Source organism: Mesorhizobium sp. AR07 (assembly GCF_024746815.1).
Taxonomy (GTDB): Bacteria; Pseudomonadota; Alphaproteobacteria; order Rhizobiales; family Rhizobiaceae; genus Mesorhizobium.
This window is the reverse complement of record NZ_CP080525.1, coordinates 4,911,069-4,935,433: the sequence shown is the minus strand read 5'-3', so window position 1 is coordinate 4,935,433 and position 24,365 is coordinate 4,911,069. Positions and strand designations below refer to the sequence as shown.

The window sequence follows — 24,365 nt, the reverse complement described above, 5'->3', positions numbered from 1 at the left end:
CCCACCGTTCACACCGTCCTGCACGCACCGTCAACAGAAACGAACCGTTCGGTTCGATTTTAGAAGCTGCTAATAGTCACTTTTCGAAACCGTTAACCTTTTTTGATCCTGGCAAAGGGTCGGATTCGAGGAGATCGCGGGCGGCAATGGCTGCCGGAGAGATAGGATTTCAGCGCCGCAATCGCCAACGGGAACGTTTCGCATGCGTGTCGCGCCGCATGGACGAGATGTCGTTTTCATGCCGATGATACGCCCGCGATCGTGATTAGATCATGTCATCTCAGGTGCCGGTTCGTGACGAACGAAACGGAGAATTGGGAAGCCGGTCAGAATCCGGCGCTGCCCCCGCAACGGTGGTGGAGTTCAAGTCGCAACGGGAGACCACTGGGCGTCAGCCTGGGAAGGTGTCGCGATGGTCCGCAAGGACAACTCCAGAGCCCGGAAACCAGCCCGAGTTTTCTAGACTCGACTGATCGCGGTGGGCGGTCAAGAGGTGGATAGTGCATGCTTGGCGCATCGCCGGCCTGCGTCCGGTCCTTCCTCCGTCACCACCAGTTCAGTCCTTAGAAACGAGGACAGGACATGGATATGCGCAACGACATGCTGAGGCTCTTGAATGGCCGCCGGCAAGGCTTCTCGCTAGAGCAGCCCTTCTACACCGATCCGGACTACTTCAAGCTCGATATGGAGCTGATCTGGTATCGCGACTGGCTGTTCATCGGCCATGATTGCGAACTGCCGAAGCCCGGCAGCTACATCACCGCGCAGATCGGCGACTATCCGGTGGTTCTCGTCCGCGACCAGCAAGGCAAGATCAACGCCTTCCACAATTCCTGCCGCCATCGCGGCAGCCGCGTCTGCAATTCCGACAAGGGCACGGCGGCAAAACTGGTCTGCCCCTATCACCAGTGGACCTATGAGCTGGACGGAAGGCTTCTGTTCGCCAGGCAGATGGCGGACGGTTTCGACAAGAGCCAGTTCGGCCTGAAGCCCGTCGCCTGCGAAAGCGTCGGCGGCTACATCTTCATCTGCCTGGCGAAAGAGCCCGCCGATTTCGCGCCGATGCGGGCGATGATCGAGCCCTACCTTTTGCCGCACCGGCTGCAGGAGGCAAAGGTCGCCTTCGAGAGCACCATCATCGAGAAGGGCAACTGGAAACTCGTCTGGGAGAACAACCGCGAGTGCTACCATTGCGCGGGCAATCATCCAGAACTCTGCAAGACCTTCCCGGAAGCACCGACGGTGACCGGCGTGCAAGGCGCCGACAGCGACCCGGAGATGCTGGCGCACTGGGCGAAATGCGAAGCGGCCGGGCTGCCGAGCAAATTCCGTATCGATGCGGCCGGACAGTACCGTGCCACCCGCGCGCCGCTGCTGCGCGATGCCGTCAGCTACACGATGACGGGAAAGCGCGCGGTCAGGAAGAACCTGTCCGACAGCGTTTCGACCGACCGCATCGGCTCCTTGCTGCTCTATCACTATCCGACGACCTGGAACCACATCCTCGGCGACCACGCCGTTACCTTCCGGGTGCTGCCGGTCAGCGCCACGGAGACCGCGGTGACGACCAAATGGCTCGTCCACAAGGATGCGGTGGAGGGCGTCGACTACGATCTCGCCGAGCTCACCCATGTCTGGACGGAGACCAACGACCAGGACCGCCGCATCGTCGAGGAAAACGCCTTCGGCATCCTGTCGCCGGCTTACGAGCCAGGCCCCTATTCGGAGCTGCATGAAGGCGGCGTCATCCAGTTCGTCGAGTGGTACGCGTCGTTCATCGGGCCACGCCTTGCCGAAGGCGGCCGGCCGGCGCTGCGCAGCGTCGCCTAAGGACAGGAGCGAGGACAAGAGGATGAATGCGATGACGGATCTCGGCCTCTATCGCCATCTCGACCAGATGACGCCCTGGAACGACCGGCTCCAGGTGCTGGAAGTGATCGGCGTCAGCGACGAAGCGCCTGATGTGAAGACCTTCGCCTTTCGCTCCGACAACCAGACCTGGTTCCGCTACAAGCCGGGCCAGTTCGTGACGCTGGAACTGCCCACCGCCGACGGGCCGCTGATGCGCACCTATACGCTGTCGTCTTCGCCATCGCGGCCATTCTCGATCGCGGTGACGGTGAAGGCGCAGGCGGGCAGCATCGGCACGCGCTGGATGTTCGACCATCTGACGCCCGGTTCGCACGTCAAGGCCTATGGGCCGACCGGCAACTTTTCGCTGCACAGCCACCCGGCGGCCAAGTACCTGTTCATTTCGGCCGGTTCCGGCGTGACGCCGATGATGTCGATGCTGCGTTGGCTGAACGACTGCGCGCCATGGACCGATGTCGGCTTCGTCAACTGCGCGCGGCGTGCCGAAGAGATCATTTTCCGCAAGGAGCTCGAACTGCTGGGCAGCCGGATGCCGGGCCTGTCGCTCGGCTTCATGATCGAGGAGCGGTCCAGCCGCGAAGGCTGGTTCGGCCATATGGGCCGCATCGACGCGATCCGGCTGCCATTGCTGGCGCCCGATTTCCGCGAGCGCGAGATCTTCTGCTGCGGCCCCGATCCCTTCATGCGCGCCGTGCGCGGCATGCTCGACGCCGCCGGCTTCGACATGACGAAATACCATCAGGAGAGCTTTGCCGCGCCCGCTGTGGAGGAGATCCCGGCGCCGTTCGCCTCGCCGGCGGAAGACGGCGCCGTTATCGTCGAAGCCGCGACGCCGATCCGCTTCTCGCTGTCGGATGTCGACGCCGAATGCGTCGCCGGCCAAACCGTGCTGCAGACGGCACGGGCTTCGGGCGTGCGGATTCCCGCCGCCTGCGAGTTCGGCCTGTGCGGAACCTGCAAGGTGAAGAAGGTCTCCGGCGCCGTCGAGATGAGCCACAATGGCGGCATCCTCGATCACGAGATCGACGACGGCTTCATCCTCGCCTGCTGTTCGAAGCCGCTGTCGGCGCTCGAAATCGAGGCGTGAGCGGCGGCGCTTTCAGGAGTCTGGTGTGATCAGCCGCAAAGACGGAAAGTAGGTCCGATATCGGCCGACATCACGGGTCAGGAGCGGAAGTTGACCGACCGCGGCATGGGCGCCGATGAAGAAGTCAGGCAACACGCCGGCCCCCACGCCTCCCGACCGGCGGTATTGTGTAAACACCTTTCCAGCAAGGAAAAGGGCGGCTCTCGGCATCGGAGCCATTTCAAGACCGGCTGCATCAAGAAACGCCGCAAGGTTCTCGATGCTGATGTAGCGGACAGCAAGCTCGGCGTAGACCGCATCATTGATCAACAATGGACCATCGAGGCTTGCTGCCTCAAGCTGTGCGACCGACCAGTCCGCCCAGTTCGGATCGTCCGTAACCAGGTCGAGCAGAACGTTGCTGTCGACGAGCGTCACGCCTCGCCGCGCGTCAGCGCCATGATCGCGTCGGTCGTAAGCCCCTCGCCGGCATGGCCGCGCAACTTGGCAAAGCGGCTCGCAGGCTGTTTTTTGTCAACACGGGCCAGCACCACGCTGCCATCGGCGGCGCGGCGGAAATCGACCCGGCTTCCCGGCACGATCCCCAGGAGATCGCGGACCGGTTTCGGAATGGTCACTTGTCCCTTTGCCGTAACGGTGGTGGCCATCTTGCCTCTCAAGTAATACTATCTTTTGACAAGGTATTACCTTGCGGGCCGAATTTCAATGATTGAACCGTCGAGCCTCGGTCGAACCAGGACGGCGGGCTCGTCATCGACCCGACGAGCCCTGTCGATCCTATTCACTCCAGCGCCATGTCTCAGCCATTGGCAAAGGGCACCGCGACATAGATCTGGCCGCCGTCGCGCTCAACCAGCAGAAGCACCGACTTCCTGCCGGATTTGCCGGCCTGGGCGATGGCCTGCGTCACCTGCCTGGCGGTTTTCACTGGCGCCTGGTTGACGGCAACGATGATATCGCCGGGCTGGATGCCCGAGGCGGAAGCCGGCTTGTCCGGGTTGACGCTGGCGACCAGGGCGCCGTGCTGATTGGCCGCCAGGTTCATCTCCTGGCGGACGTCAGGGGTGATGTCCATCAGGCCGAGCCCAATCGACGGAACAGAGCCCTGCTCGGCGCTGGGCCCGCCGGACCCGTCGGTCACCGATGCGGTCTTCACATCGTCGCCATTAAGCCCGACATCGACGGAAATATTCATGGCCTTGCCCTTGCGCCAGACATCCAGTGTCTCTTTGGCGCCCGGCGCGACATCGGCGACGGCGCGCGACAGGTCCTTGGGATCCTTCACGTCCTGTCCGGCAAAGCTGGTGATGACGTCGCCGGTCTCGACGCCGGCCTTGGCGGCCGGCGAGCCGTCATTGACCTGCGACACCAGCGCGCCGCCAGGATGATCGAGCCCGATGGCGCTCGCCACATCCTGCGTCACCGGCTGGATCTCGACGCCGAGATAGCCATACTGGATCGAACCGTCCTTCATCAGCTTGGCGACCACTTTCTGGGCCTGGTCGGAGGGGATGGCGAAGCCGACGCCGACGCTGCCGCCATTGGGCGAATAGATCGCCGTGTTGATGCCGACGACATTGCCGCTCACATCGACCAGCGGACCGCCGGAATTGCCGTGATTGATCGGCGCGTCGATCTGGATGAAGTCATCGAACGGCCCGCTGTGCAGATCGCGGCCGCGTGCCGAAACGATGCCGGCGGTCACCGTGGTGCCGATGCCGAACGGATTGCCGATCGCCAGCACCTGGTCGCCTGTCATCAGCCTGTCGGAATCGCCCCATTTGACGGTCGGCAAGGGCTTGTCGGCCTTGATCTTGAGCACGGCGAGATCGTTCTTGGCATCGCGGCCGACGAGCGTGGCGGGAAGCTCGGTGCCGTCGTCGAGCGTCACCTTGATCGAAGAGGCGCCATCGACGACGTGGTTGTTGGTGACGATGGTGCCGTCGGCCGCAACGATGAAGCCGGAACCGAGCGCCTCGGCACGCTGGGCCGGCTCCTGCGGCGGCGTCCTTGGCGCGGGCATGCCCTTGTCACCGAAGAACTGGCGGAAATAGTCGTCGAACGGCGAGTTGCCAAGCGGCGCACCATCATCGGCGCTTGCCGGCTGTGCCTTCATGATGGTGGTGACGGTCACCACCGCCGGCTTGTCGGCCGCCACGATCGGGGCGAAGGAGCCGTTGGGAGCGGTTACGCCGGCGACGGGGGTCATGGTGCCGGCCTGGGCATGATTGGCCCTGACGACGGAAAAGGCGACAGGGCTGACGATGAGGGCGGCGCCGAGCAGCGCGGCGACGCGATGTCTGCGAAGAATTCGAAGGGATGACATGGTCGTTGTCCGTGCGAGACATTGGTCCGGCGCCGTGGCCTGTCCCAGGGAGGGGAACGGCCCATCCAGCGTATCGGCCTTCGCGGGTGCCGGTCTCGCTTCATGCGGCAGCCGGTCGGGTCGACGAACCCTGATTTAGGGCGCCGATGCGGGCGAATTAGGTTTTTTCGCCGATATTACAAAGATTTAATTCTTTCAGGTGCGCAGGCGGCGCTTTACGGCGTCTGCCCACGTGCCTCGGCGAGGCCGGCCTTGCGCGCGACCGACCAGCCAAGCAGTGCCGCCGCAAGCAGCACCAGAGAGGCGATCAGGAAGGACAGTCCAGGGAAGGGCGCAGCCAGATTGTCGCCAATCGAGACGGCATAGACGGCGCCGAAGAACAGCGGCGATGCGACGCCGGCGATGCTCGCCACGCTCATCGTCGCGCCCTGCAACTGGCCCTGCTCGGATTCAGAGACATGCTGCGTAGATGGACATGATAACGCTCTTTGCGGGAGCGGCGCTTATACAGACGACAGCGGCCGGTGGCCACCATCAGCCGGCCATCATGCCGACCACTCCTGACATCGCTATGGCAGGAGGAGGCCTACAGGTTGGTGCGCTGCAGATAGGCCGTGGCAATCGCGCGCATGCGCTTGCCGTCGAAGCTCGGCCCGTGACCGCCATGGCCGATGCGGACCGGCAGGTCGAGCAGGCGCTGCATGGTGCGGCTATAGGCTGTTCGATCGGAGTCCGGCAGGTCGTCGATCAGCGTGTCGTCGTAGATCGCGTCGCCACTGAAGAACAAGCCGTCGGCCTCGTCGAACAGCGCGATCGAATCCGGCGAATGCCCGGGCAGATGCAGCACCCGGAATTGCCGGTCGCCGAGGTCGACTACGTCGCCCTCGTCAAGCGTTCGCGTCAATGGCGCCGACGGGATCCTGTAGTCGGCTGCCTTCCAGCCCGGCGCCGGCAATTTCGAAACGCCGCCTTCGAGATCGTGGAACATGTTGGCGTAGGTGACGGCATCATCCATGCTTTCGAACTGCCCGGCACTCATGCTTGGCCCCGCTCGCAGCGGAAATTCGTGCAGCGAGCCGACATGGTCGAGATGGATGTGCGTGGCGACAACCAGCATCGGCTTGCCGTCGATCGTCTCGATCTCCGGCGCCAGCGGACAGATGCCCATGCCGGTGTCGACCAGCAGGTCGACATCGCGGCCGCGCAGATGCCAGATGTTGGCGCGCAGATACTCATGCACGAACGGCTCGGTCAGCATCGTCGTCGTCTCATTGACGATGCTCCTGCTGAACCAGCCCGGCATCAAGCGTGAGCCCGGCATCAGGTGTGAGCCCGGCATCACGTGTGAGCCTGGCATCAGACGAACGGCTTTCCGACCTTGTATTTTTCCGGCACCAGCCGCTTGAGATAGGCCATGCCGGCATCGGACAGCTGATTGACATCGGGCTCCATGAAATCGTCGGGCATGTGGCGGGTCTTGCCGGCGACATTCTTCAGCGGCACCTTCTTCAGCACCGTCTTTGTGCCGTCATATTGCAGCGCCACCGAGCCGCCGCCCTGTTCGGCGACGGTGACGGCGAAGGCGCCGGCATCGAAGGCCTCCTGAGCGTCGACCGCGCTGATGGCGCCAACATAGCCGCGCGGCATGTAGCCGAGCGCGTCGACGCGGGCCCGCTTGCCGGGCAGGCCTTCGGCCAGCGCGCGTTCGAGCGCCGCCGGCAGGTCGCTGCCCGACAGCTTGACGTTGCCATGCGCGTCGCGTTCCAGCTTGTCCGGCGGCACCAGGCTTTCGACCAGCGCCTTGCCATCGGCGGTGCTGACACCTTCCGACACGGCGACGATGCAGCGCTTGTGGCGGTCGAGCGTGGCGCGCACGTCATCAATGAAGCCGGCGGCAGAGAACGGCCGTTCCGGCACATAGACGAGGTGCGGGCCGCTGTCGGGGTCGAGTTGCCAGGCCGCGGCCGCGGCCGTGAGGAAGCCGGCATGCCGGCCCATGACGATGCCGACATAGATGCCGGGCAAAGCGCGAAAATCGAGGTCGACGGAGAGGAAGGCGCCGGCGACGAACTCGGCCGCCGAAATGAAGCCCGGCGTGTGGTCGTTCTCCTCCAGATCATTGTCGATGGTCTTCGGCGCATGGACGAAGGCGATCTTGCCGCCGGCGGCGTCGGTCAGGATCTGCTGCGTGCCCGACGTGTCGTTGCCGCCGATATAGATGAAGGCGTCGGCGCCGGCCTTCTTCAGGCCGTTGAGGATCACCTCGCAATAGGCGGCATCCGGCTTGTCGCGGGTCGAGCCAAGGGCTGCACTCGGCGTGCCTGCAATCAGCCGCAGGCGGTCCTCCGGGATGGAAGAAAGGTCGACATAGTTGCCGTCACGAATGCCGCGCACGCCGTGGATCGAGCCCAGCACCTTGGCGCCGGGATGCCGCTTGCGGATCTCCAGCGTCGCTCCGACCACGGTCTGGTTGATGACGGCGGTCGGGCCGCCGCCTTGCGCGATAACGAAAGTTCCGGCCATTCCTGACGTCTCCCGAACGATGAATTGGCAGGCACATTCGCCTGTCTTGCGGCATCGCGCAACGGGAGAACCAGAGCAGGATCCCGAAAATTGGAGGCCGGTTTTCGGATCATGCCCAAGCAACGGATAAAGCGGCCGCGAGAAGCGGCCGGCAGGTCACATGACGACGACCGGGTTCTTCTTGGAGACGCGGCTGTAGAGGTCGATGATGTCCTGGTTGATCAGGCGCACGCAGCCCGACGACATCGCCTGGCCAATGCTCCACCATTCGGGCGAGCCGTGGATGCGATAGCCGGTGTCCTTGCCGTCCTGATAGATGTAGAGCGCGCGGGCGCCAAGCGGATTGGTGAGGCCACCGGGCTGGCCGGCCTGCCATTTCACCAGTTCCGGCTTGCGGGCGATCATCTCCGGCGGCGGCGTCCAGGTCGGCCATTCCCGGCCATACTGGATGTTGGCGCGGCCGGACCAGCGGAAGCCGTCCTTGCCGATGCCGACGCCGTAGCGGATGGCGTCACCGCCCGGCTGGACCAGATAGAGCATGCGCTCCTGCAGATGGACGACGATGGTGCCGGGCGCCTCGCCTGTCGTGTCGACGACGATCTGGCGGCGGAACTCCGGCTTGACCTTGAGATAGGGCACTTCCGGCACGTTGAAGCCGCCATCGGTCAGCGAGGCATACATCAGATCGGGGCTGGTGATGTGCTTGTCGACGCTGATGCTCGGCCGGATCGGCCGCACCGAACCGGTGACCGTGTCGTCGAGCTGGAGCGCCGGCAGACCGCCACCCGAGGTCGAGCAGCCGGCGGCGCTAAGCAAAGCCAGCGCCCCTGCCCCGGACAGGATGGCACGACGGGAAAGATGATGATCGGTTTCGATTGCGTCGCCGTTTCGCGGCGGCGTCAGACCTTGCGGCAACTCACGCATATACCCAAACCCTACGCTGTCGGCGGGAAGCACGGTCCGGCCGGATAGAATGCATTTTCATCATTCATGGTTGATAAAGCGTGAAGATCTTGCGCTGCCTGCGTTTGCGCGTCGCCTGGCGCCGTTCGATCTCCCGGCCCGAGCATTTACCGGGGGCCCTTGCACAAAAAGACCTCGGTCGGGTCATAATCCTGGCGTCGGCGTTTTCTACCCCTCGGGCGATCAGCGAGGGGCCTCCATGTGCAAGACCTTAATAACCGACATCAAGCTTATTGCCGCTGCCATTGTCGCGGCGGCAAACGTTCTCGGTGCCAATGTCAGCCTGGTCGATATCGTGAGCACGCTGAGCGGCGCGAACTGACACCAACCTGCCGCTGGCGAAATTCGGGAAATCGGCTCTTTACATTCTCCCGGCGCCAAGGATTTATCCTCTTCTTTAAGCTCAAAGGAGACGAGCATGTCCTTCGAAAATTGGGCCGCCTTCGCGGCCGCATCGACCATCCTTCTGATCATTCCAGGCCCGACCATCCTTTTGGTGGTGTCCTATGCGCTGGGCCAGGGTTGGCGCACCGCCCTGCCGATGGCGGTCGGCGTGGCGCTGGGCGACTTCACCGCGATGACGCTGTCGATGCTGGGCATCGGCGCGCTGCTGGCGGCTTCGGCGACCGTGTTCACGATCCTGAAGCTTATCGGCGCCGGCTATCTGATCTATCTCGGCGTGAAACTGTTTCGCGCCGGCGGGGCGCTGAGAGCCGAGCCCCGCACCGACGCGGTGTCCTCGGCCAAGATGATGGCGCATGCCTGGCTGGTCACCGCGCTCAACCCGAAAAGCATCACCTTCTTCGTCGCCTTCCTGCCGCAGTTCCTTGATCGGCACGCCGATTTCTGGACGCAGATGCTGATCTTCGAGACGACCTTCCTGGCGCTCGCCTTCGCCAATGCTTTCGGCTATGCGCTGATCGCGGCACGTGCACGCAACGTCGTGCGCAACCCCAAGGCGATCCGCATCTTCAACCGCACCGGCGGCACGCTGCTGGTCGGCGCCGGCATCGCCACAGTAGCGATGCGTTCGGGCAATTAGGCAGGGACATCTAAATCGAGGTGGATAAGCCTGTTATGGGCGTTTGCGCCGCCCCTCACCTGCCTGCCGGCATCCTCTCCCCGTATAGTGACGGGGAGAGGGACGCTGTCATTTATGATTTCGCCAATCGCCAACGTTATAAAAATTGCGCGGAGGGTGCGGCCCGTCCCTTCTCCCCGTCACTATACGGGGAGAAGGTGCCGGCAGGCGGATGAGGGGCGGCACCGACCTGGAGCGGTTCACCGTTTCACGGAAACGCCAAACCGCTCTATCTCTTTGTTTTAACGCAATTCCCGAAGGGAAAGCGCTACGCGCTTTTCCCGGGAAAACTGTTTCACACTTTTCCTGGAATTGCTCTAGGTGGCCAGCACGAAACTGTCGTCGCATACCGGCATCGTCTGAAATACCAACCTTGGCCGCTTCACCATTTGACGCTGAAGCCGAGATTGCCCTCGAGAATGCGGCGCTTGTCGCCGCCGAGGTTCGTCGTGTAGTCGCCGGTGGCAAAAATGCTGACCTTGTCCGTAAGCTTGGCGACGACACCACCGCCGAATTCGAACGAGGTCGACCTGCCCTCGGTCGAGATGTCGGTGGTGTCGAAATTGACATGGCTGGTGCCGCCGAAGTCGTGCCAGATGTTGGCCTTGAGGTAAGGCTGCAGCGTCATGCCGTTGATGACGGTCTCACCCTGCAGCCGCGCGCCCAGCCGGCCGGTGACGTTGTCGTCGGGATCGAAGGAGACCGACGAGAAGCGGTCCGAGGTATCGTTGAGCGACAGATGCTGCCAGACCAGTTGCGCCTGCGGTTCCAGCGTCCAGCCTTGCGCCAGCGCGATGGGGTAGCCGCCTTCCAGCGAAGCGGTGACCCCGGTTCCCTTGATGTCGATGCCGACGTTGCGAGACGAGGTTGCGTTGCCGCCAAAGAAGGTGGCCATGACGACGCCGTCCAGGTACCAGCCACCCTGGCCGATGCGGGTCCAGTAGCCGCCGACGCTGGTGCCGTCGAGTTTCATGCTGCCGACGGACAGATTGTTCCATCCCAGCGCCTGGCCGCGCACGTCGCCCTTCATGCTGACATAGGCGACGAACAGGCCGACGCGATCGATCTCGCCTGAGGAGGTCTCGCGGCCGAACACGTCGAAACCTGCCTGGAGCCCGTACAACGTGCCGTCGAAGGACGGCGACACCGTTCCCGACCGGCCCATCTTGGTGTCCTGGCCGAAAATACGGCCCCAGACCGGTGACAGCTCCGGGTTCGACAACAGGCTCTGCTCGCCGCGCCGTTCATGGAAGGTGCCGAGCGTCGTCATCGCCAGATGCTCGGCGACCGGCGGCAAGGCCGAATAGACGGGAACCTCGATGCGATAGAGCGGGATCTCGGCTGCTTGCACCGCCGTCGCTCCAGGTGTCGGCGGCGTCGGCTGGACTGGTGGCGGGCCAGGCAGCGTCGGCGTCGGCACCGGAAGCGCGGGCGCCGCTGTCGGCACCACTGGTGGTGGCGGCGGTGGGTTCGCCGGCGGTGCCGGCGGTGGCGGTGGCGGTGGTGCGGGTGCCGGATCGCTGGGGTGCACGGGCGGCGTCGGATCGACGGGCGGAGTGTTGATGTCGCCCTCGGTCGGCGGCGGCGTCGGCGGCAGCTCGGACGGGGGCGGCGGCGGCGGCTCGACCGCGGGCGGTACAGGTTTCGGCGGCGGCGTGGGTTCGACCACGGGTCCCGGCGGCGGTGGCGGTTCGACCACTGGCGGTGCCGGTGCCACCACCGGCGGCGGCAATGCCGGCTCGGTCGGCGTGATCAGCGTCGAGCGCAGGTACCAGTTCTGTTCGCCTGCCGGCGCTGACGCCGCCCTTGAACAGATAATATTCGAAGGCGCCGGCCGCGACCTGCGTATCGAGGGCGAAGGTGGTGGCGCCTGAAGTGGCGCCGTTGACCGCCTGGACGACCATGATGCCGTCCTGCGTGGTCTCCGCACCGGCGCCGCCGAGATTGATCACCGAGATGCCGGTCGAGCCGGACGCCGTCCCGCCCGACAGCACCAGCCTGTCCGATGCGGAGGAATCATCGCCAAGCTCGGTCTGGATGAGCAGCAGGCCATTGATGCCGGTATAGTTACCGGAGATCGTCAGGCGATCGGTGGCGCCGGTGCCGCCATTGGTGAGGTCGATGCGTCCGGCGTTGGTGACCTGCGCCAGTTGGCCCGCTGTAAAGGCCTGGATCGCCGCGTTGAAGCCGCCGCCGCCAAACAGCGTGCTCGAGGCGTCGACGCTGAGTGCGCCGGTGCCGGTGCCGCTGTCGCCCAGCACCAGGTTGCCATCCATCTTCAGTTCGGTATCGTTGGTGGCGTCGATGCTTTCCCAATTCTGGAGCCGGCTGATGCGGTCGAGCTTGACGTTGTCGAAGGTCAGCGCGTCGGTGCCAAGGCCACCAGTGATCACACCCGTGGCGCCGAGATTGGCGTTGGTGAGGTTGCTCAGCCTGGCGGTGTCGTTGTCGGCGCCAAGGTCGATGGCGCCGTAGATGATGCCGCCACCGTTCCAGACGAAGCTGTCGTTTCCGAAGCTCATCAGCACGTCGCCGCCGACCGTGCCGCCGGTGACCGTGACGCTGTCATTGCCACCGCTGACGCTGATGTTGCCGCCGATGGTGCCGCCCGACAGGATAATCGTGTCCTGGTCGAAACCGGTGACGAGGTTACGGTCGATGGTGCCGCCCGACATGTTGAAGTAGTTCTTGTCGAGCTTCATGTTGACGCGGCCGATGCGGCCGCCGGTCATCACGGCATGATCGCCATCGTCGAAGAAATCGACGATGCGACCGCCGGTCATGGTGAAGGTGTCGAGGCCATCGCCCTGGTTGAGCGAACCGATCTGGCCGCCACTCATGTTGAAATCGTCGATGCCGGCGCCTTGCTGGACATTGCCGGCGACGGCGCCGGCGCCAATGGTGAAGGAATCCGCGCCGGCGCCCTGATCGACGGTACCGGTGATGGTGCCGGACTGCATGTTGATGCGGTCAGCTCCGGCGCCGAAGGTGACATTGCCTGACAGCCGCCCGGTGCCGCCGGCGGGAAAATTCAGCGTGTTGTCGCCGCTGTTGTCGATGAGGCTGCCGCCCGAATCGCCACTGTCGCAAGTGAAGGTGTCGTTTCCCGCGGTCGGCGCCAGCACGCATGCTGCGAAAGCCGCTGAATTGGGCAGCAACGCCAGTGCTGTAGTTGCAAGAACGCTAATAAACCACGGATGGATTTGGCGCGGCCTTCGCCGCAGCAAAGCAATCGTTTCACCGATGTCTTCCGAACGGCTGTCTGGAAGCTTCATTTCAAAGTGCCGCATCGCGTCCCCTCTCAGATCGCGATTTCAAACCCTCCACCCGCGCCGCAATGAAGCCACAATCCGTCCGATTTTACAAAGCTTAATCTACGCCCCATGGTTGATAAACTGCAAAAGTCATTTGAATAGACCAGAGCAGCGCGTGGTTGGCACGTCTGTGGCCCATGCGTTAGGATTGCCTTGGGCCGAAGGATCGAGGCCCGTCACAGCTCGATCAAGGACACGCATGGCAATCAGGGACGCATTCGGCCTGCCACTTTCCGGCGCAACGGAGGCGGGGTTCACGCCCTACAGCCAGGCGGTGCGGGAGCTGCAGTGCTTCATCGGCGATCCCGTAGCCTCCGTCGACCTCGCTATCGCCGAAGATCCCGGTTTCGTCATGGCGCATGTCTTCAAAGGCTACCTCTTCGGCCTCGCAACCGAGCGAGAGGCGACGGCCGTGGCCAAGGCTTGCCACGGGGCGGCGCTGCCGCTTGCCGCGACACCGCGCGAGCAGGCGCATGTCAGCGCCCTTGGCCATCTCGCCAACGGGCGCTGGCATGACGCCGCCGGTATTCTCGAAGACATCGCCATCGACTTCCCGCTCGACACGGTAGCGCTTCAGGCCGGGCATCAGATCGACTTTTTCACCGGCAATGCCCGCCTGCTGCGCGACCGCATCGCCCGCGCCCTGCCATCCTGGCAAAGCGACATGCCGGGCTACCACGCCATCCTCGGCATGCAGGCCTTTGGCCTGGAGGAAACGGGCGACTATGCGCGGGCCGAGAGGCTCGGCCGCACCGCAATCGATCTGGAGCCGCGCGACGGCTGGGCGCAACATGCCGTCGCCCATGTCATGGAGATGCAAAGCCGGCAAAGGGATGGCATTGCCTGGATGCGCGCCAATCCCGAAGCGTGGACGAAGGAGAGCTTCCTCAAGGTGCACAATTGGTGGCACCTGGCGCTGTTCCACTATGATCTTGGCGAGACGGACGAGGTGCTGGCCCTCTATGATGGGCCGATCTATGGCGCGCGCTCGACGCTGGCGCTCAACATGGTCGATGCCTCGGCAATCCTGTGGCGGCTCTATCTCGGCGGCGTCGATGCCGGCGACCGCTGGGCGGCCTTGGGCGCCAACTGGGCACCCAAGGCCGGCGCTGGCAACTATGCCTTCAACGATGCCCATGCCATGATGGCCTTCGTCGGCGCCGGGCTCGACGCGCCGGTTCAGACCTTGCTGGAGGCGCAGCGCGAGGCGATGAGCGGCAGTGATGACAACGCGGCTTTCACCAGGGATGTGGGCCATCCGCTGACGCTCGCCATAAGGGCATTCGGCGCCGGGAACTATGCCGAGACTGTGCGGCTGATCCGACCCATCCGGGCGATCGCCCACCGCTTCGGCGGCAGCCACGCACAACGCGACGTCATCGACCTGACGCTGATCGAGGCAGCCTTGCGCGCCGGTGAAGGCGCGCTGGCCAGGGCACTTACGGCCGAGCGTTCGATGGCGCGACCCGACAGTCCGTTGTCGGCGCTGCTTTCGCGACGCGCCGCCGATTTGTCAGAGAATTGACCCGAAGCGGATCTTGTCTTAAAAACTGGCCAAGCCAGATTTTTTCGAGACCCGAAAAAATTAACGGCGTGGGAGGAAAAACATGTATCTAGGCCTCGATCTGGGCACGTCGGGCGTCAAGGCGCTGCTGATCGATGCCGGGCAAACCGTCATCGGCTCCGGCCATGCGTCGATCGACGTGTCGAGGCCGCATCCCGGCTGGTCGGAACAGGATCCGTCTCACTGGATACGCGCCTGCGAAGAAGCAATTGCCGAATTGAAGGCTTCGCATCCAAGGCAGCTCGCTGCGGTGAAAGGCATCGGCCTGTCGGGACAGATGCATGGCGCGACCTTGCTCGATTCCGCCGACAAGGTGCTGCGGCCCTGCATCCTGTGGAACGACACGCGCAGCCACGCCGAAGCGGCTGCCCTTGACGCCGACCCGCGTTTCCGCGCGCTGACCGGCAACATCGTCTTTCCCGGCTTCACCGCGCCGAAGCTTGCCTGGGTGAAGAACAACGAACCCGCCATTTTCGCTGAGGTGGCGAAGGTGCTGCTGCCCAAGGATTTCCTGCGGCTCTGGCTTTCGGGCGAACATATTTCGGAAATGTCGGATTCGGCCGGCACCTCCTGGCTCAATGTCGGCAAGCGGTGCTGGAGCGCGGAGTTGCTCGCGGCGACATCGCTCGATGAGAAGCAGATGCCGTCGCTGGTCGAGGGTACCGGGAAGGCCGGCGCGTTGCGCGACGAATTGGCCTCGAAATGGGGGATGCGGGCCGGCATCCCGATCGCCGGCGGCGCCGGCGACAATGCGGCCTCGGCCTGCGGCATGGGCACGGTGGGCGCGGGCCACGCCTTTGTGTCGCTCGGCACATCGGGTGTGCTGTTTGCCGCCAATGCTTCCTACCTGCCCAACCCGGCAAGTGCCGTCCACACCTTCTGTCACGCGCTTCCGAATACCTGGCATCAGATGGGCGTCATCCTGTCGGCGACCGATTCGCTGAACTGGCTGGCAGAGATCACGGGCAAGGGCGCTGGCGAGTTGACCGCCGAACTCGGCGATACGCTGAAAGCCCCGAGCGGCGTGTCCTTCCTGCCTTATCTCTCGGGCGAGCGCACACCCTACAATGATTCCGCCATTCGCGGCGCGTTCACCGGCCTGGCACACGAATCAAGCCGTGCCGTGCTGACGCAGGCCGTGCTCGAGGGTGTCGCCTTTGCCTTCCGCGACAGCCTCGAAGCGCTGGCCACGGCCGGCACGACCTTGGCGCGGGTGACGGCGATCGGTGGCGGCTCGCGCTCGCGCTACTGGCTGAAGGCGATCGCCACCGCGCTTGGCCTGCCCGTGGACATTCCCGCCGACGGCGATTTCGGCGCCGCGTTCGGCGCGGCCAGGCTCGGCTTGATCGCGGCGACAGGTGCGGACCCGCTCAGCGTCTGCACGGTGCCCAGGACTGATGCAACAATCGAACCGGATGCCGCGCTTGGCAGCGTCTATGCCGATGCCTATCAACGCTACCGGGCGCTGTACCCGGCGGTGCGGTCCGCAACCACATGAGCGGAGGCTTACCCCCCTCTGGCCTGCCGGCCATCTCCCCCTCAAGCGGGGAGATCAGCAGCTTTGGCGTTGCGGCATTCCTTTCGTCGTTGGTTGTTGGCGAAGGATCGCGTGACAGCCAATCTCCCCCCTTGAGGGGGAGATGGCCGGCAGGCCAGAGGGGGGTGCTTCACGCCCTCCTTGCCAGGAAAGGCTCATTGCGCCGGGATCTTGTCGAGAAAGCCGGTGACGCTTTTCAGGCGGCCGTTCTCGATGACGCCGATGTCGGTGCCTTCGATGACGGACGGGATGCCCTCCGGGCCGAGATTCCACGAGAAGCGGATCGTGTCGGCAAAACCGTCCGGCGTGCCCTTCAGCGAGAATCGGAAGCCGGCAAAGCGCTGCTGCACGCCGTCGATCAGAGCCGCGACGCCTTCATGGCCATCGCCCTGCATCAGCGGATCGCGATAGCTGACGTCTTCGGTGAAGGTCGCCTTGAGCAATCCAGCCCGGCGATCCGCATCGCTTTCGTTCCAGGCGGTGATGTAGTTTTGGGCAATCGTGTTGAGGTCGGTCATGGTCTGTCTCCTTTGTTAAGTGGCTTTGACATGAGCCTTTTCGACCAGCGGAAGAGCGAAACCAATTACGCCTGAGGTAATCAGGGTGAACTATTCGAAAGAGGACAAAGACCATGAGCAGCGGATTTTTCGGCGACATCAAAGAGATCAAATACGAGGGACCGGATTCGACCAATCCGCTCGCCTACCGGTTCTACAATCCCGACGAGGTGGTCGCCGGCAAGCGGCTGGAAGATCATCTGCGCTTTGCCGTCGCCTACTGGCATTCCTTCGCCTGGCCGGGTGGCGATCCGTTCGGCGGCCAGACCTTCGACCGGCCGTGGTTCCCGAAGGCGGGCGGCACCGACACGATGGAGCTGGCAAAACTGAAGGCAGACATCGCCTTCGAGATGTTCTCGCTGCTCGGCGCGCCCTACTTCTGCTTCCACGACGCCGACGTGCGACCGGAGGGCAAGGACTTTTCCGAAAGTGCGGCACGCCTCGACGAGATCGCCGACTATTTCGCGGGAAAGATGAAGCAGACCGGCGTCAAGCTGCTGTGGGGCACAGCGAACCTGTTCTCCAATCGCCGCTTCATGTCGGGAGCCGCGACCAATCCCGATCCGGATGTGTTTGCCTATGCGGCGGCGACGGTGAAGCACTGCATCGACGTCACCAAGCGGCTGAAGGGCGAGAACTATGTTCTGTGGGGCGGGCGCGAGGGTTACGAGACCCTGCTCAACACCGACCTTGCGCGTGAGCAGGAGCAAGCCGGCCGCTTCCTCAGCCTCGTCGTCGACTACAAGCACAAGATTGGTTTCAAGGGCACGATCCTGATCGAGCCGAAGCCGCAGGAGCCTACCAAGCACCAGTACGACTACGATGTCGCCACTGTCTACGGCTTCCTCAAGCGCTTCGGGCTGGAGAAGGAGGTCAAACTCAACATCGAGCAGGGCCACGCCATCCTGGCCGGCCATTCCTTCGAGCACGAACTGGCGCTGGCCAATGCGCTCGGCATCTTCGGCTCGATCGACATGAACCGCAACGACTACCAGTCGGGCTGGGACACCGACCAGTTCCCCAACAATGTGCCGGAGATGGCGCTGGCCTACTACCAGGTGCTGCAGGCCGGCGGCTTCAAGACCGGCGGTACCAATTTCGACGCCAAGCTGCGCCGCCAGTCGCTCGATCCGCAGGATCTGCTGATCGGCCATATCGGCGGCATGGATTCCTGCGCACGCGGTCTCAAGGCCGCGGCCCGCATGGTCGAGGACAAGGCGCTGTCGGGTCCGCTGACTGAGCGCTATGCCGGCTGGAGCACGGCCGAGGGCAAGGCGATGCTGTCTGGCAAGCGCACGCTGGAAGACATCGCCGAGCGGGTCGTCAAGAAGAAGATCGAGCCGCAGCCAAGGTCGGGCCGCCAGGAGCTTCTGGAAAACATCGTCAACCGGTACGTGTAAGGGCGAGGGACCGCCTCATCCACTACTTCTGGCTGAAGGCAGCCGCCACCGCCTTCTGCTAGTCAGCCCATTTGCGCAGTAAGCCTGCGCAAATGGGCATGCCGCGCCGCCAAAGGCAGCGCGGCGGCTGGCAGGAGACGAACAATGGCTGAGGATCGAACCATCGTGCGCGCGGCGCAGGCGAGCGATATCCAGGCGTTGAAGCAGGTGCTGCAGGAAACATTTGACGGCACCTGGTTGCCGCACATCACCGAGGGGCGGCACAGCGCTACGTCGAAGGCGATATTGGCGGGCGCTATGTCGACCGGAGCTGGCCGGAATTTACCGTTGCCGAGGTCGACGGCGACGTCGCCGGCCTGATCCACTGGCGCGCGGACTTCATCGAAGCCCTGCACGTCAAGGCGTCGCGCCAGGGGCAAGATGTCGGCCGCAAATTGCTTTCCCATGCCGAACAGGCGATCGGCGCCGCCGGATTTGCCCAAGCGCGGCTGGAAACCGACACCTGCGCAGCCAGACGCTCTACAAGGCGGTCGGCTATGTCGAGAAGGATCGCTACCCCGACGACGAATGGGACAGCGGTTTCACCACCGTGCTGTTCGAGAAGCGACTGTAGACCTTTCTGGCCGGACGCAGGAACAGCTTTGCGCGCAAGGCCGGCTCTGACGACACGGTTTTGCCCTTTGCCGCCCTTCAATGACCTCGCTCTTGCCTTCAAACTGCCGTCACGTTTCTCCTATAAGAAGGCTCGTGGCGGGAGAGGAAGAAGGAGGCGAACCGATATGCAGAACGAACGTGAAATCGACGCCCTGCTCTCACCTGGCGAGGCCGGCTCGATCATCGACCGGCTGATGGCAATGCCAAGGAAAACCGACGACGCCAAGATCTCGAACGAGTGGGATCGCGCCGTCGCCAGCCGTTTCGAGACCCATCTTGCCAGACAGATGCGCTCGCAGATCGACGGCGACCGCCAGAACGCGGCCTGATCTCTCCGATCTGTGCATGTCGTTGTCCCAAAACCGCAATGTACTTTTGGGCGACATGCACGTCAGCCCCGGCGCAGCCTGACCGGCGCTTCGCCGAAAGCCCGTGAAAAAGCCCTCGAAAACGCCGCGGCGGACGAAAATCCGGTCCGCCCGGCAATATCGGCCATCGCCACCCGCGTATCGACCACCAGCCGGCGGGCGGCACCCAGGCGCAGCCTGAGGTAATAGGCGCCTGGCGTCTCGCCGATCGACTTGCGGAAGATGCTCTCCAGGGTTCGCGCCGTCACGCCGGCGCGCTTTGCCACCGCTTCTATGGTCAACGGCTGGTCGACATGCGATTCCATCAGCCGGATGGCTTGCGCCAGCCGCGGATCATAGCCGTCGAGCCGGCCGAGCGAGACCAGCGGCTGCGCGTCGGTGGCGGCGCGCGCCTGGTCGTAGATGAAGACGCTGGCGACATCGAGCGCCACGGCCATGCCAAGGCGGGTGCGAATGAGATGCAGCATCAGGTCGAAGGTCGGCGACGCACCGCCTGACGTGAAGACCGGCCCGTCGATGACATAGCGGTCCGGACGGACATCGACGCCGGGAAAGGCCGACGAGAAATCCTCCATGTCTTCCCAGTGGGTGGTGGCGCTGCGCCCCTCCAGCAGGCCGGCTCGTGCCACCAGCCATGTGCCGGCCTCGACGCCGCCGCAGGCGCGCGCTGTTCGTGCTGCCCGACGCAAGCCTGAAAGCAGAGCCGATGTGGCATAATTCTGGGTGCCGAAGCCGGCGACGACGACGAGAACGTCGGTTGGCTCGGCCACGTCGAAGCGGCCACTGACCGCCACCGGCAGGCCGCAGGTGGTGACCGGAGCTTCGCCGGTCACCGAGACCAGCTTGAAATCGAAGAGGGTCTCGCCGGAGATGCGGTTGGCGGCGCGCAATGGATCGACGGCCGATGCGACGCACATGATGGACGAGCCGGAAAACACCAGCAGCGTCACCTTGAGCGGCGAGCGCTCGGCGCGAAAGATCGTTGGCTTTTCGCTTTTGATCATGAGAGATTCGTAAAACGTAAAACAGTTTCCGGCAAGTCGGGCATTGTGGGTCAGTTCTTGTGCAGGTCGTCATCCCAAAACCGGTTCCCATTTTTGGGCGACATGCATGGCTGTTTCGACTGGGAGGAGAATTCGATGCCGCTTGCGATGAACCGTGAGGTTTTCATTACCTGTGCCGTGACCGGGTCCGGCGGCTCGCAGGATCGCAGCCCGCATGTGCCGCGCTCGCCCAAGCAGATCGCCGAGTCGGCCATCGATGCGGCCAAGGCGGGCGCCGCGATCGTGCACTGCCATGTGCGCGACCCCGAGACCGGCAAGCCCAGGCGCGACGTGCATCTCTACCGCGAAGTGACCGAGCGCATCCGCGCGGCGGATGTCGACGTCATCCTGAACCTGACCGCCGGCATGGGTGGCGACATGGTGTTCGGCTCTCCCGAAGCGCCGCTGCCGCTGAACGAAAAAGGCACCGACATGGGCGGCGCCACCAACCGCATGGAACATGTGCGCCAGTGCCTGCCGGAAATCTGCACACTCGACTGCGGCACCATGAATTTCGCCGAGGCCGATTATGTGATGACCAACACGCCCGGCATGCTGCGCGCCATGGGCGGCATGATGACGGCGCTCGGCGTCAAGCCGGAGATCGAGGCCTTCGACACCGGCCATCTGTGGTTCGCCAAGCAACTGGTCGAGGAAAAAGTGCTGAACCCCGATGCTCTGGTGCAGCTCTGCATGGGCGTGCCGTGGGGCGCGCCTGACGACCTCAACACTTTCATGGCCATGGTCAACAATGTGCCGTCGACCTGGAACTGGTCGGCCTTCGCCATCGGCCGCAACCAGATGGCCTATGCCGCGGCGGCCGTGCTGGCCGGCGGCAATGTCCGTGTCGGGCTCGAAGACAATCTGTGGCTCGACAAGGGCGTGCTGGCGACCAATGCGCAATTGGTCGAGCGCGCCGCAAGCATCGTCACCAATCTGGGCGCCAGGATCCTCGGACCCGAGGACGTGCGCAAGAAGCTGAACCTAACCAAGCGGGCGCCGATAGCAGCATAATTCAATCGGGAGGTCGGCATGACTACCGTCAAGTTCACCGCAATGAAGGATGGCGACCGGGACGACTACGAGTTCCTGACCGCGCATGAAATCGATTATGCGGCCAGGACCGGCGAGCGGCTGCTCGACGCGCTGGTCCAGCTCGACGAGGGCCTGTCGGGCTACAAGGTCACCCGGCTCGGCCATTCGCTGCAGGCGGCGACGCGCGCCTGGCGCGACGGCGCCGACACCGACTGGATCGCCTGCGCGCTGCTGCACGACATCGGCGACATCTACGCGCCCTACAATCACGACGAATATGCCGCTTCGATCCTGAAACCCTTCGTGCGCGAGCAATGCACCTGGGTGGTGGAAAAGCATGGTGACTTCCAGCGCCTCTATTATGCCCATCACCTGGGCGGCAACCGCCACGCCCGCGACCGCTTCGCCGGCCATGCCTATTTCGGCGACTGTGACCAATTTTGCGAGCGCTGGGACCAGTCGAGTTTCGACCCCGACTACGACACGCTGCCGATCGAATTCTTCCGGCCCTTCGTGCTCGAAGTCTTCGCCCGCAAGGCCTACGACCCTGCCGTGATCCGCGCCGGCGAGCGCGTGCCCCTCCTCAATCCCACAACCGCCACGACAAGAACCGGAGCCCCAGCATGAGCATCATCAACAAGGCGGCCGCCATCGGCGGCGGCGTCATCGGCGCCGGCTGGGTGGCGCGGCTGCTGCTCAATGGCATCGACGTGTCGATCTTCGATCCCGACCCCGAGGCGTCGCGCAAGGTCGGTGAAGTGATGAAGGGCGCGCGCCGCGCCTACAGGCAGATGGTTCCCGGCGGCCTGCCGAAAGAAGGCAAGCTGACCTTTGCCAAGACCATCGCCGAGGCGGTGGCCGATGCCGACTTCATCCAGGAAAGCGTGCCGGAACGGCTCGACCTCAAGCACCGCGTGCTGGCCGAGATCGATGCCCACGCACCGGCCAACGCCATTGTCGGCTCGTCGACCTCCGGCATCAAGCCGACCGACATGCAGGTGGCGATGAAGAAGCACCCGGAGCGGCTGGTCGTCGGCCATCCGTTCAACCCGGTCTATCTCCTGCCGCTGGTCGAGATCGTCGGCGGCGAACAGACCTTTCCCGAGGCGATCGAGGTCGCCAAGGAAATGTATGCCTCGATCGGCATGAAACCTGTCGTCATCCGCAAGGAGATCGAGGCGTTCGTCGGCGACCGCCTGCTCGAGGCGGCATGGCGCGAGGCGCTGTGGCTGATCAAGGACGGCATCTGCACGGTCGAGGAACTCGACGACATCATGCGCTATGGCTTCGGCCTGCGCTGGGCGCAGATGGGCATGTTCCAGGTCTATCGCGTCGCCGGCGGCGAGGCCGGCATGCGCCATTTCATGGCGCAGTTCGGGCCGTGCCTGAAATGGCCATGGACCAAGCTGATGGACGTGCCGGAGTTCAACGACGAACTGGTCGATTTGATTGCCACGCAATCGGACGACCAGGCGCATGGCTTGTCGATCCGCGAACTGGAAAAGATCCGCGACGACAATCTGGTCGCGATCATGGATGCGCTGTCGAAGCAGAACAAAGGCAAGGGCTGGGGCGCCGGCGCCTTGCACAAGGATTATACCAGGCAGTTGGCTAAGCTGGCGGCGAAGAAGCCGACAACCTCCAAGGCCGCCGAGAAGGCCAAGGCAAGCAAGCCGGTGAAAAAAGCCGAGAAGAAAAAACCCGGCAAGAAGAAAGGCTGACCCCATGGATTTCGGGCTGTCGGAGGAACAGAAGCTCATCGTCGAGACGGCGCGCGCCTTTGTCGAGAACGAGCTTTACCCGCATGAGCGCGAGGTGGAGCGCACCGGAGTGCTGCGCCGCGATCTGATCGAGGAGATCAAGGCCAAGGCGATCGAGGCCGGGCTCTACGCCGCCAACATGCCGGCCGACGTCGGTGGCGCGGGTTTGGATACGGTGACCTGGCTACTCTACGAGAAGGAACTTGGCCGCGCCAACTACGCGCTGCACTGGACCTGCGTCGCGCGGCCCTCCAACATCCTCTTGGCCGGCACGCCGGAGCAGCGCGAGAAATATCTGTTCCCTTGCATTCGTGGCGAGAAATGGGACTGCCTGGCGATGACCGAGCCGGGCGCCGGTTCCGACCTGCGCGGCATGAAGGCGACCGCGGTGCAGGATGGCGACGACTGGGTGCTGAACGGCACCAAGCACTTCATCTCCCACGCCGACCTCGCCGATTTCGCCATCGTCTTCATGGCCTCGGGCGAAGAGGATTCGCCGCGCGGCAAGCGCAAGAAGATCACCGCTTTCTTCGTCGACAAGGGCACCAAGGGTTTTGCCGTGCGCGACGGCTACCGCAACGTCTCGCATCGCGGCTACACCAACGCCATCCTCGAATTCGACGATTGCCGCTTGCCGGCAAGCCAGGTGTTGGGCGAAGTCCACAAAGGGTTTGACGTCGCCAACTCCTGGCTCGGTGCAACGCGGCTGCAGGTCGGTGCCACCTGTCTCGGCCGCGCCGAGCGGGCGCTTGGCCATGCCGTGGAATATGCCGCGCAGCGCCAGCAGTTCGGCCAGCAGATCGGCAAGTTCCAGGGCGTGTCGTTCAAGCTCGCCGACATGGCGACCGAGCTGAAGGCCGCTGACCTGATGGTGTTCGAAGCCGGCTGGAAGTACGATCAGGGCACCGTCACCGATCAGGACATGGCCATGGCCAAGCTGAAGGCCACCGAAATGCTTGCCTTCGTCGCCGACGAGGCGATCCAGATCCATGGCGGCATGGGGCTGATGGACGACCTGCCGCTGGAGCGCATCTGGCGCGACGCCCGCGTCGAACGCATCTGGGAAGGCACGTCCGAGATCCAGCGTCATATCATTTCACGGGCGCTGCTGCGTGCCGTTGGGGGCTAAAACATTATCATGCTTGCATTCCTTCACGCCCCCCTCTGTCCTGCCGGACATCTCCCCCTCAAGGGGGGAGATCAGGCGGTATTTTCGATTTCGCCAATTATTACCGCTGCAGGCCTTGAGCCGAAGGCGGAGCTGTCAATCTCCCCCCTTGA

At 63.9% G+C, this 24,365-nt stretch carries 21 protein-coding genes, 2 pseudogenes and 1 riboswitch; of the genes and pseudogenes, 13 read left to right on the top strand and 10 right to left on the bottom strand.

Translation table 11 applies throughout. The features are described 5' to 3' along the window. Positions 1-265: 265 nt before the first annotated feature. Positions 266-468: riboswitch (cobalamin riboswitch) on the top strand. A 114-nt stretch (positions 469-582) separates the two neighbouring features. Further along, on the top strand, positions 583-1,830 hold the full coding sequence (locus BPNPMPFG_RS24885; protein WP_258591267.1) for an aromatic ring-hydroxylating oxygenase subunit alpha: 1,248 nt from the start codon (positions 583-585) through the stop codon (positions 1,828-1,830). Positions 1,831-1,861: 31 nt separating this feature from the next. Continuing rightward, complete coding sequence (locus BPNPMPFG_RS24880) at positions 1,862-2,959, top strand: FAD-binding oxidoreductase (RefSeq protein WP_258596907.1); 1,098 nt, start codon at positions 1,862-1,864, stop codon at positions 2,957-2,959. A 12-nt stretch (positions 2,960-2,971) separates the two neighbouring features. Here BPNPMPFG_RS24880 and BPNPMPFG_RS24875 read toward each other — a convergent pair whose 3' ends face one another. The 7 genes from BPNPMPFG_RS24875 to BPNPMPFG_RS24845 all read right to left on the bottom strand — a co-directional run bounded on the left by BPNPMPFG_RS24875 (position 2,972) and on the right by BPNPMPFG_RS24845 (position 8,732). Then, complete coding sequence (locus tag BPNPMPFG_RS24875; protein WP_258591266.1) at positions 2,972-3,376, bottom strand: type II toxin-antitoxin system VapC family toxin; 405 nt, start codon at positions 3,374-3,376, stop codon at positions 2,972-2,974. Beyond that, positions 3,373-3,606: an AbrB/MazE/SpoVT family DNA-binding domain-containing protein gene (locus tag BPNPMPFG_RS24870; RefSeq protein ID WP_258591265.1), complete on the bottom strand. Its 234-nt coding sequence runs from the start codon at positions 3,604-3,606 to the stop codon at positions 3,373-3,375. Before BPNPMPFG_RS24870 ends, BPNPMPFG_RS24875 begins: the two co-directional genes overlap by 4 nt. 152 nt (positions 3,607-3,758) lie before the next feature. Then, entirely contained in the window at positions 3,759-5,285 is a 1,527-nt protein-coding gene (locus BPNPMPFG_RS24865; RefSeq protein WP_258591264.1) for a DegQ family serine endoprotease, read from the bottom strand. Between the two features lie 215 nt (positions 5,286-5,500). Further along, positions 5,501-5,704 carry a hypothetical protein gene (locus BPNPMPFG_RS24860; protein ID WP_258591263.1) on the bottom strand — a complete coding sequence of 68 codons (204 nt, stop codon included), beginning with the start codon at positions 5,702-5,704 and terminating at the stop codon, positions 5,501-5,503. Between the two features lie 167 nt (positions 5,705-5,871). After that, a complete protein-coding gene (locus BPNPMPFG_RS24855; protein WP_258596905.1) occupies positions 5,872-6,588 on the bottom strand; it encodes an MBL fold metallo-hydrolase in 717 nt (238 codons plus the stop codon). Positions 6,589-6,641: 53 nt separating this feature from the next. Beyond that, a complete protein-coding gene (locus BPNPMPFG_RS24850) occupies positions 6,642-7,808 on the bottom strand; it encodes a diphosphate--fructose-6-phosphate 1-phosphotransferase (protein WP_258591262.1) in 1,167 nt (388 codons plus the stop codon). A gap of 156 nt (positions 7,809-7,964) precedes the next feature. Then, the gene (locus BPNPMPFG_RS24845; protein WP_258591261.1) at positions 7,965-8,732 is read right to left on the bottom strand and encodes a L,D-transpeptidase; all 768 of its coding nucleotides are present in this window, start codon (positions 8,730-8,732) and stop codon (positions 7,965-7,967) included. Positions 8,733-8,970: 238 nt separating this feature from the next. Between BPNPMPFG_RS24845 and BPNPMPFG_RS24840 the strand changes: the two genes are divergently transcribed. Both BPNPMPFG_RS24840 and BPNPMPFG_RS24835 read left to right on the top strand, forming a co-directional pair. Then, on the top strand, positions 8,971-9,093 hold the full coding sequence (locus BPNPMPFG_RS24840) for a hypothetical protein (RefSeq protein WP_258591260.1): 123 nt from the start codon (positions 8,971-8,973) through the stop codon (positions 9,091-9,093). 96 nt (positions 9,094-9,189) lie between these two features. Next, positions 9,190-9,813 (top strand): LysE family translocator, encoded by a 624-nt coding sequence (locus BPNPMPFG_RS24835; RefSeq protein ID WP_258591259.1) that lies wholly within the window; start codon positions 9,190-9,192, stop codon positions 9,811-9,813. Between the two features lie 421 nt (positions 9,814-10,234). On the opposite strand, the pseudogene BPNPMPFG_RS24830 reads toward BPNPMPFG_RS24835, so the two are convergent. After that, positions 10,235-13,142, bottom strand: a pseudogene (locus BPNPMPFG_RS24830) (autotransporter family protein). Positions 13,143-13,365: 223 nt separating this feature from the next. On the opposite strand from BPNPMPFG_RS24830, the gene BPNPMPFG_RS24825 reads away from it, so the two are divergent. After that, positions 13,366-14,691: a tetratricopeptide repeat protein gene (locus BPNPMPFG_RS24825; protein WP_258591258.1), complete on the top strand. Its 1,326-nt coding sequence runs from the start codon at positions 13,366-13,368 to the stop codon at positions 14,689-14,691. 82 nt (positions 14,692-14,773) lie between these two features. After that, entirely contained in the window at positions 14,774-16,228 is a 1,455-nt protein-coding gene (gene xylB / locus BPNPMPFG_RS24820) for a xylulokinase (RefSeq protein WP_258591257.1), read from the top strand. Between the two features lie 194 nt (positions 16,229-16,422). Here xylB and BPNPMPFG_RS24815 read toward each other — a convergent pair whose 3' ends face one another. Beyond that, the gene (locus tag BPNPMPFG_RS24815) at positions 16,423-16,785 is read right to left on the bottom strand and encodes a nuclear transport factor 2 family protein (RefSeq protein ID WP_258591256.1); all 363 of its coding nucleotides are present in this window, start codon (positions 16,783-16,785) and stop codon (positions 16,423-16,425) included. 113 nt (positions 16,786-16,898) lie between these two features. On the opposite strand from BPNPMPFG_RS24815, the gene xylA reads away from it, so the two are divergent. From xylA to BPNPMPFG_RS24800, 3 genes and pseudogenes are all read left to right on the top strand, one after another. Continuing rightward, positions 16,899-18,224: a xylose isomerase gene (xylA, locus tag BPNPMPFG_RS24810; RefSeq protein WP_258591255.1), complete on the top strand. Its 1,326-nt coding sequence runs from the start codon at positions 16,899-16,901 to the stop codon at positions 18,222-18,224. 233 nt (positions 18,225-18,457) lie between these two features. Continuing rightward, positions 18,458-18,670 (top strand): annotated as a pseudogene (locus BPNPMPFG_RS42930) (hypothetical protein); the annotation flags it as partial. A 333-nt stretch (positions 18,671-19,003) separates the two neighbouring features. Further along, positions 19,004-19,207, top strand: a complete 204-nt coding sequence (locus tag BPNPMPFG_RS24800) for a hypothetical protein (RefSeq protein ID WP_256746620.1) — start codon at positions 19,004-19,006, stop codon at positions 19,205-19,207. A gap of 62 nt (positions 19,208-19,269) precedes the next feature. Here BPNPMPFG_RS24800 and BPNPMPFG_RS24795 read toward each other — a convergent pair whose 3' ends face one another. Beyond that, on the bottom strand, positions 19,270-20,250 hold the full coding sequence (locus BPNPMPFG_RS24795; RefSeq protein ID WP_258591254.1) for a GlxA family transcriptional regulator: 981 nt from the start codon (positions 20,248-20,250) through the stop codon (positions 19,270-19,272). A 135-nt stretch (positions 20,251-20,385) separates the two neighbouring features. Here BPNPMPFG_RS24795 and bcoG point away from each other — a divergent pair, with 135 nt between their 5' ends. Genes bcoG through BPNPMPFG_RS24775 form a run of 4 tightly spaced genes read left to right on the top strand, consistent with a single transcriptional unit; the run spans position 20,386 to position 24,213 of the window. Then, on the top strand, positions 20,386-21,303 hold the full coding sequence (bcoG, locus tag BPNPMPFG_RS24790) for a 3-dehydrocarnitine:acetyl-CoA trimethylamine transferase BcoG (RefSeq protein WP_258591253.1): 918 nt from the start codon (positions 20,386-20,388) through the stop codon (positions 21,301-21,303). An 18-nt stretch (positions 21,304-21,321) separates the two neighbouring features. After that, positions 21,322-21,951 carry an HD domain-containing protein gene (locus BPNPMPFG_RS24785; protein WP_258591252.1) on the top strand — a complete coding sequence of 210 codons (630 nt, stop codon included), beginning with the start codon at positions 21,322-21,324 and terminating at the stop codon, positions 21,949-21,951. Then, a complete protein-coding gene (locus tag BPNPMPFG_RS24780; protein WP_258591251.1) occupies positions 21,948-23,045 on the top strand; it encodes a carnitine 3-dehydrogenase in 1,098 nt (365 codons plus the stop codon). The genes BPNPMPFG_RS24785 and BPNPMPFG_RS24780 overlap by 4 nt, the downstream gene beginning before the upstream one ends. A gap of 4 nt (positions 23,046-23,049) precedes the next feature. Further along, positions 23,050-24,213 (top strand): acyl-CoA dehydrogenase family protein, encoded by a 1,164-nt coding sequence (locus BPNPMPFG_RS24775; RefSeq protein WP_258591250.1) that lies wholly within the window; start codon positions 23,050-23,052, stop codon positions 24,211-24,213. The last annotated feature ends 152 nt before the right edge of the window (positions 24,214-24,365 follow it).

Coding starts and splice junctions, on each gene's coding strand:
- BPNPMPFG_RS24885 (WP_258591267.1), top strand. CDS start 583: ATGGATATGCGCAACGACATGCTGAGGCTCTTGAATGGCCGCCGGCAA.
- BPNPMPFG_RS24880 (WP_258596907.1), top strand. CDS start 1,862: ATGACGGATCTCGGCCTCTATCGCCATCTCGACCAGATGACGCCCTGG.
- BPNPMPFG_RS24870 (WP_258591265.1), bottom strand. CDS start 3,606: ATGGCCACCACCGTTACGGCAAAGGGACAAGTGACCATTCCGAAACCG.
- BPNPMPFG_RS24865 (WP_258591264.1), bottom strand. CDS start 5,285: ATGTCATCCCTTCGAATTCTTCGCAGACATCGCGTCGCCGCGCTGCTC.
- BPNPMPFG_RS24860 (WP_258591263.1), bottom strand. CDS start 5,704: ATGAGCGTGGCGAGCATCGCCGGCGTCGCATCGCCGCTGTTCTTCGGC.
- BPNPMPFG_RS24855 (WP_258596905.1), bottom strand. CDS start 6,588: ATGCCGGGCTGGTTCAGCAGGAGCATCGTCAATGAGACGACGACGATG.
- BPNPMPFG_RS24850 (WP_258591262.1), bottom strand. CDS start 7,808: ATGGCCGGAACTTTCGTTATCGCGCAAGGCGGCGGCCCGACCGCCGTC.
- BPNPMPFG_RS24845 (WP_258591261.1), bottom strand. CDS start 8,732: ATGCGTGAGTTGCCGCAAGGTCTGACGCCGCCGCGAAACGGCGACGCA.
- BPNPMPFG_RS24840 (WP_258591260.1), top strand. CDS start 8,971: ATGTGCAAGACCTTAATAACCGACATCAAGCTTATTGCCGCTGCCATT.
- BPNPMPFG_RS24835 (WP_258591259.1), top strand. CDS start 9,190: ATGTCCTTCGAAAATTGGGCCGCCTTCGCGGCCGCATCGACCATCCTT.
- BPNPMPFG_RS24825 (WP_258591258.1), top strand. CDS start 13,366: ATGGCAATCAGGGACGCATTCGGCCTGCCACTTTCCGGCGCAACGGAG.
- xylB (WP_258591257.1), top strand. CDS start 14,774: ATGTATCTAGGCCTCGATCTGGGCACGTCGGGCGTCAAGGCGCTGCTG.
- BPNPMPFG_RS24815 (WP_258591256.1), bottom strand. CDS start 16,785: ATGACCGACCTCAACACGATTGCCCAAAACTACATCACCGCCTGGAAC.
- xylA (WP_258591255.1), top strand. CDS start 16,899: ATGAGCAGCGGATTTTTCGGCGACATCAAAGAGATCAAATACGAGGGA.
- BPNPMPFG_RS24800 (WP_256746620.1), top strand. CDS start 19,004: ATGCAGAACGAACGTGAAATCGACGCCCTGCTCTCACCTGGCGAGGCC.
- BPNPMPFG_RS24795 (WP_258591254.1), bottom strand. CDS start 20,250: ATGATCAAAAGCGAAAAGCCAACGATCTTTCGCGCCGAGCGCTCGCCG.
- bcoG (WP_258591253.1), top strand. CDS start 20,386: ATGCCGCTTGCGATGAACCGTGAGGTTTTCATTACCTGTGCCGTGACC.
- BPNPMPFG_RS24785 (WP_258591252.1), top strand. CDS start 21,322: ATGACTACCGTCAAGTTCACCGCAATGAAGGATGGCGACCGGGACGAC.
- BPNPMPFG_RS24780 (WP_258591251.1), top strand. CDS start 21,948: ATGAGCATCATCAACAAGGCGGCCGCCATCGGCGGCGGCGTCATCGGC.
- BPNPMPFG_RS24775 (WP_258591250.1), top strand. CDS start 23,050: ATGGATTTCGGGCTGTCGGAGGAACAGAAGCTCATCGTCGAGACGGCG.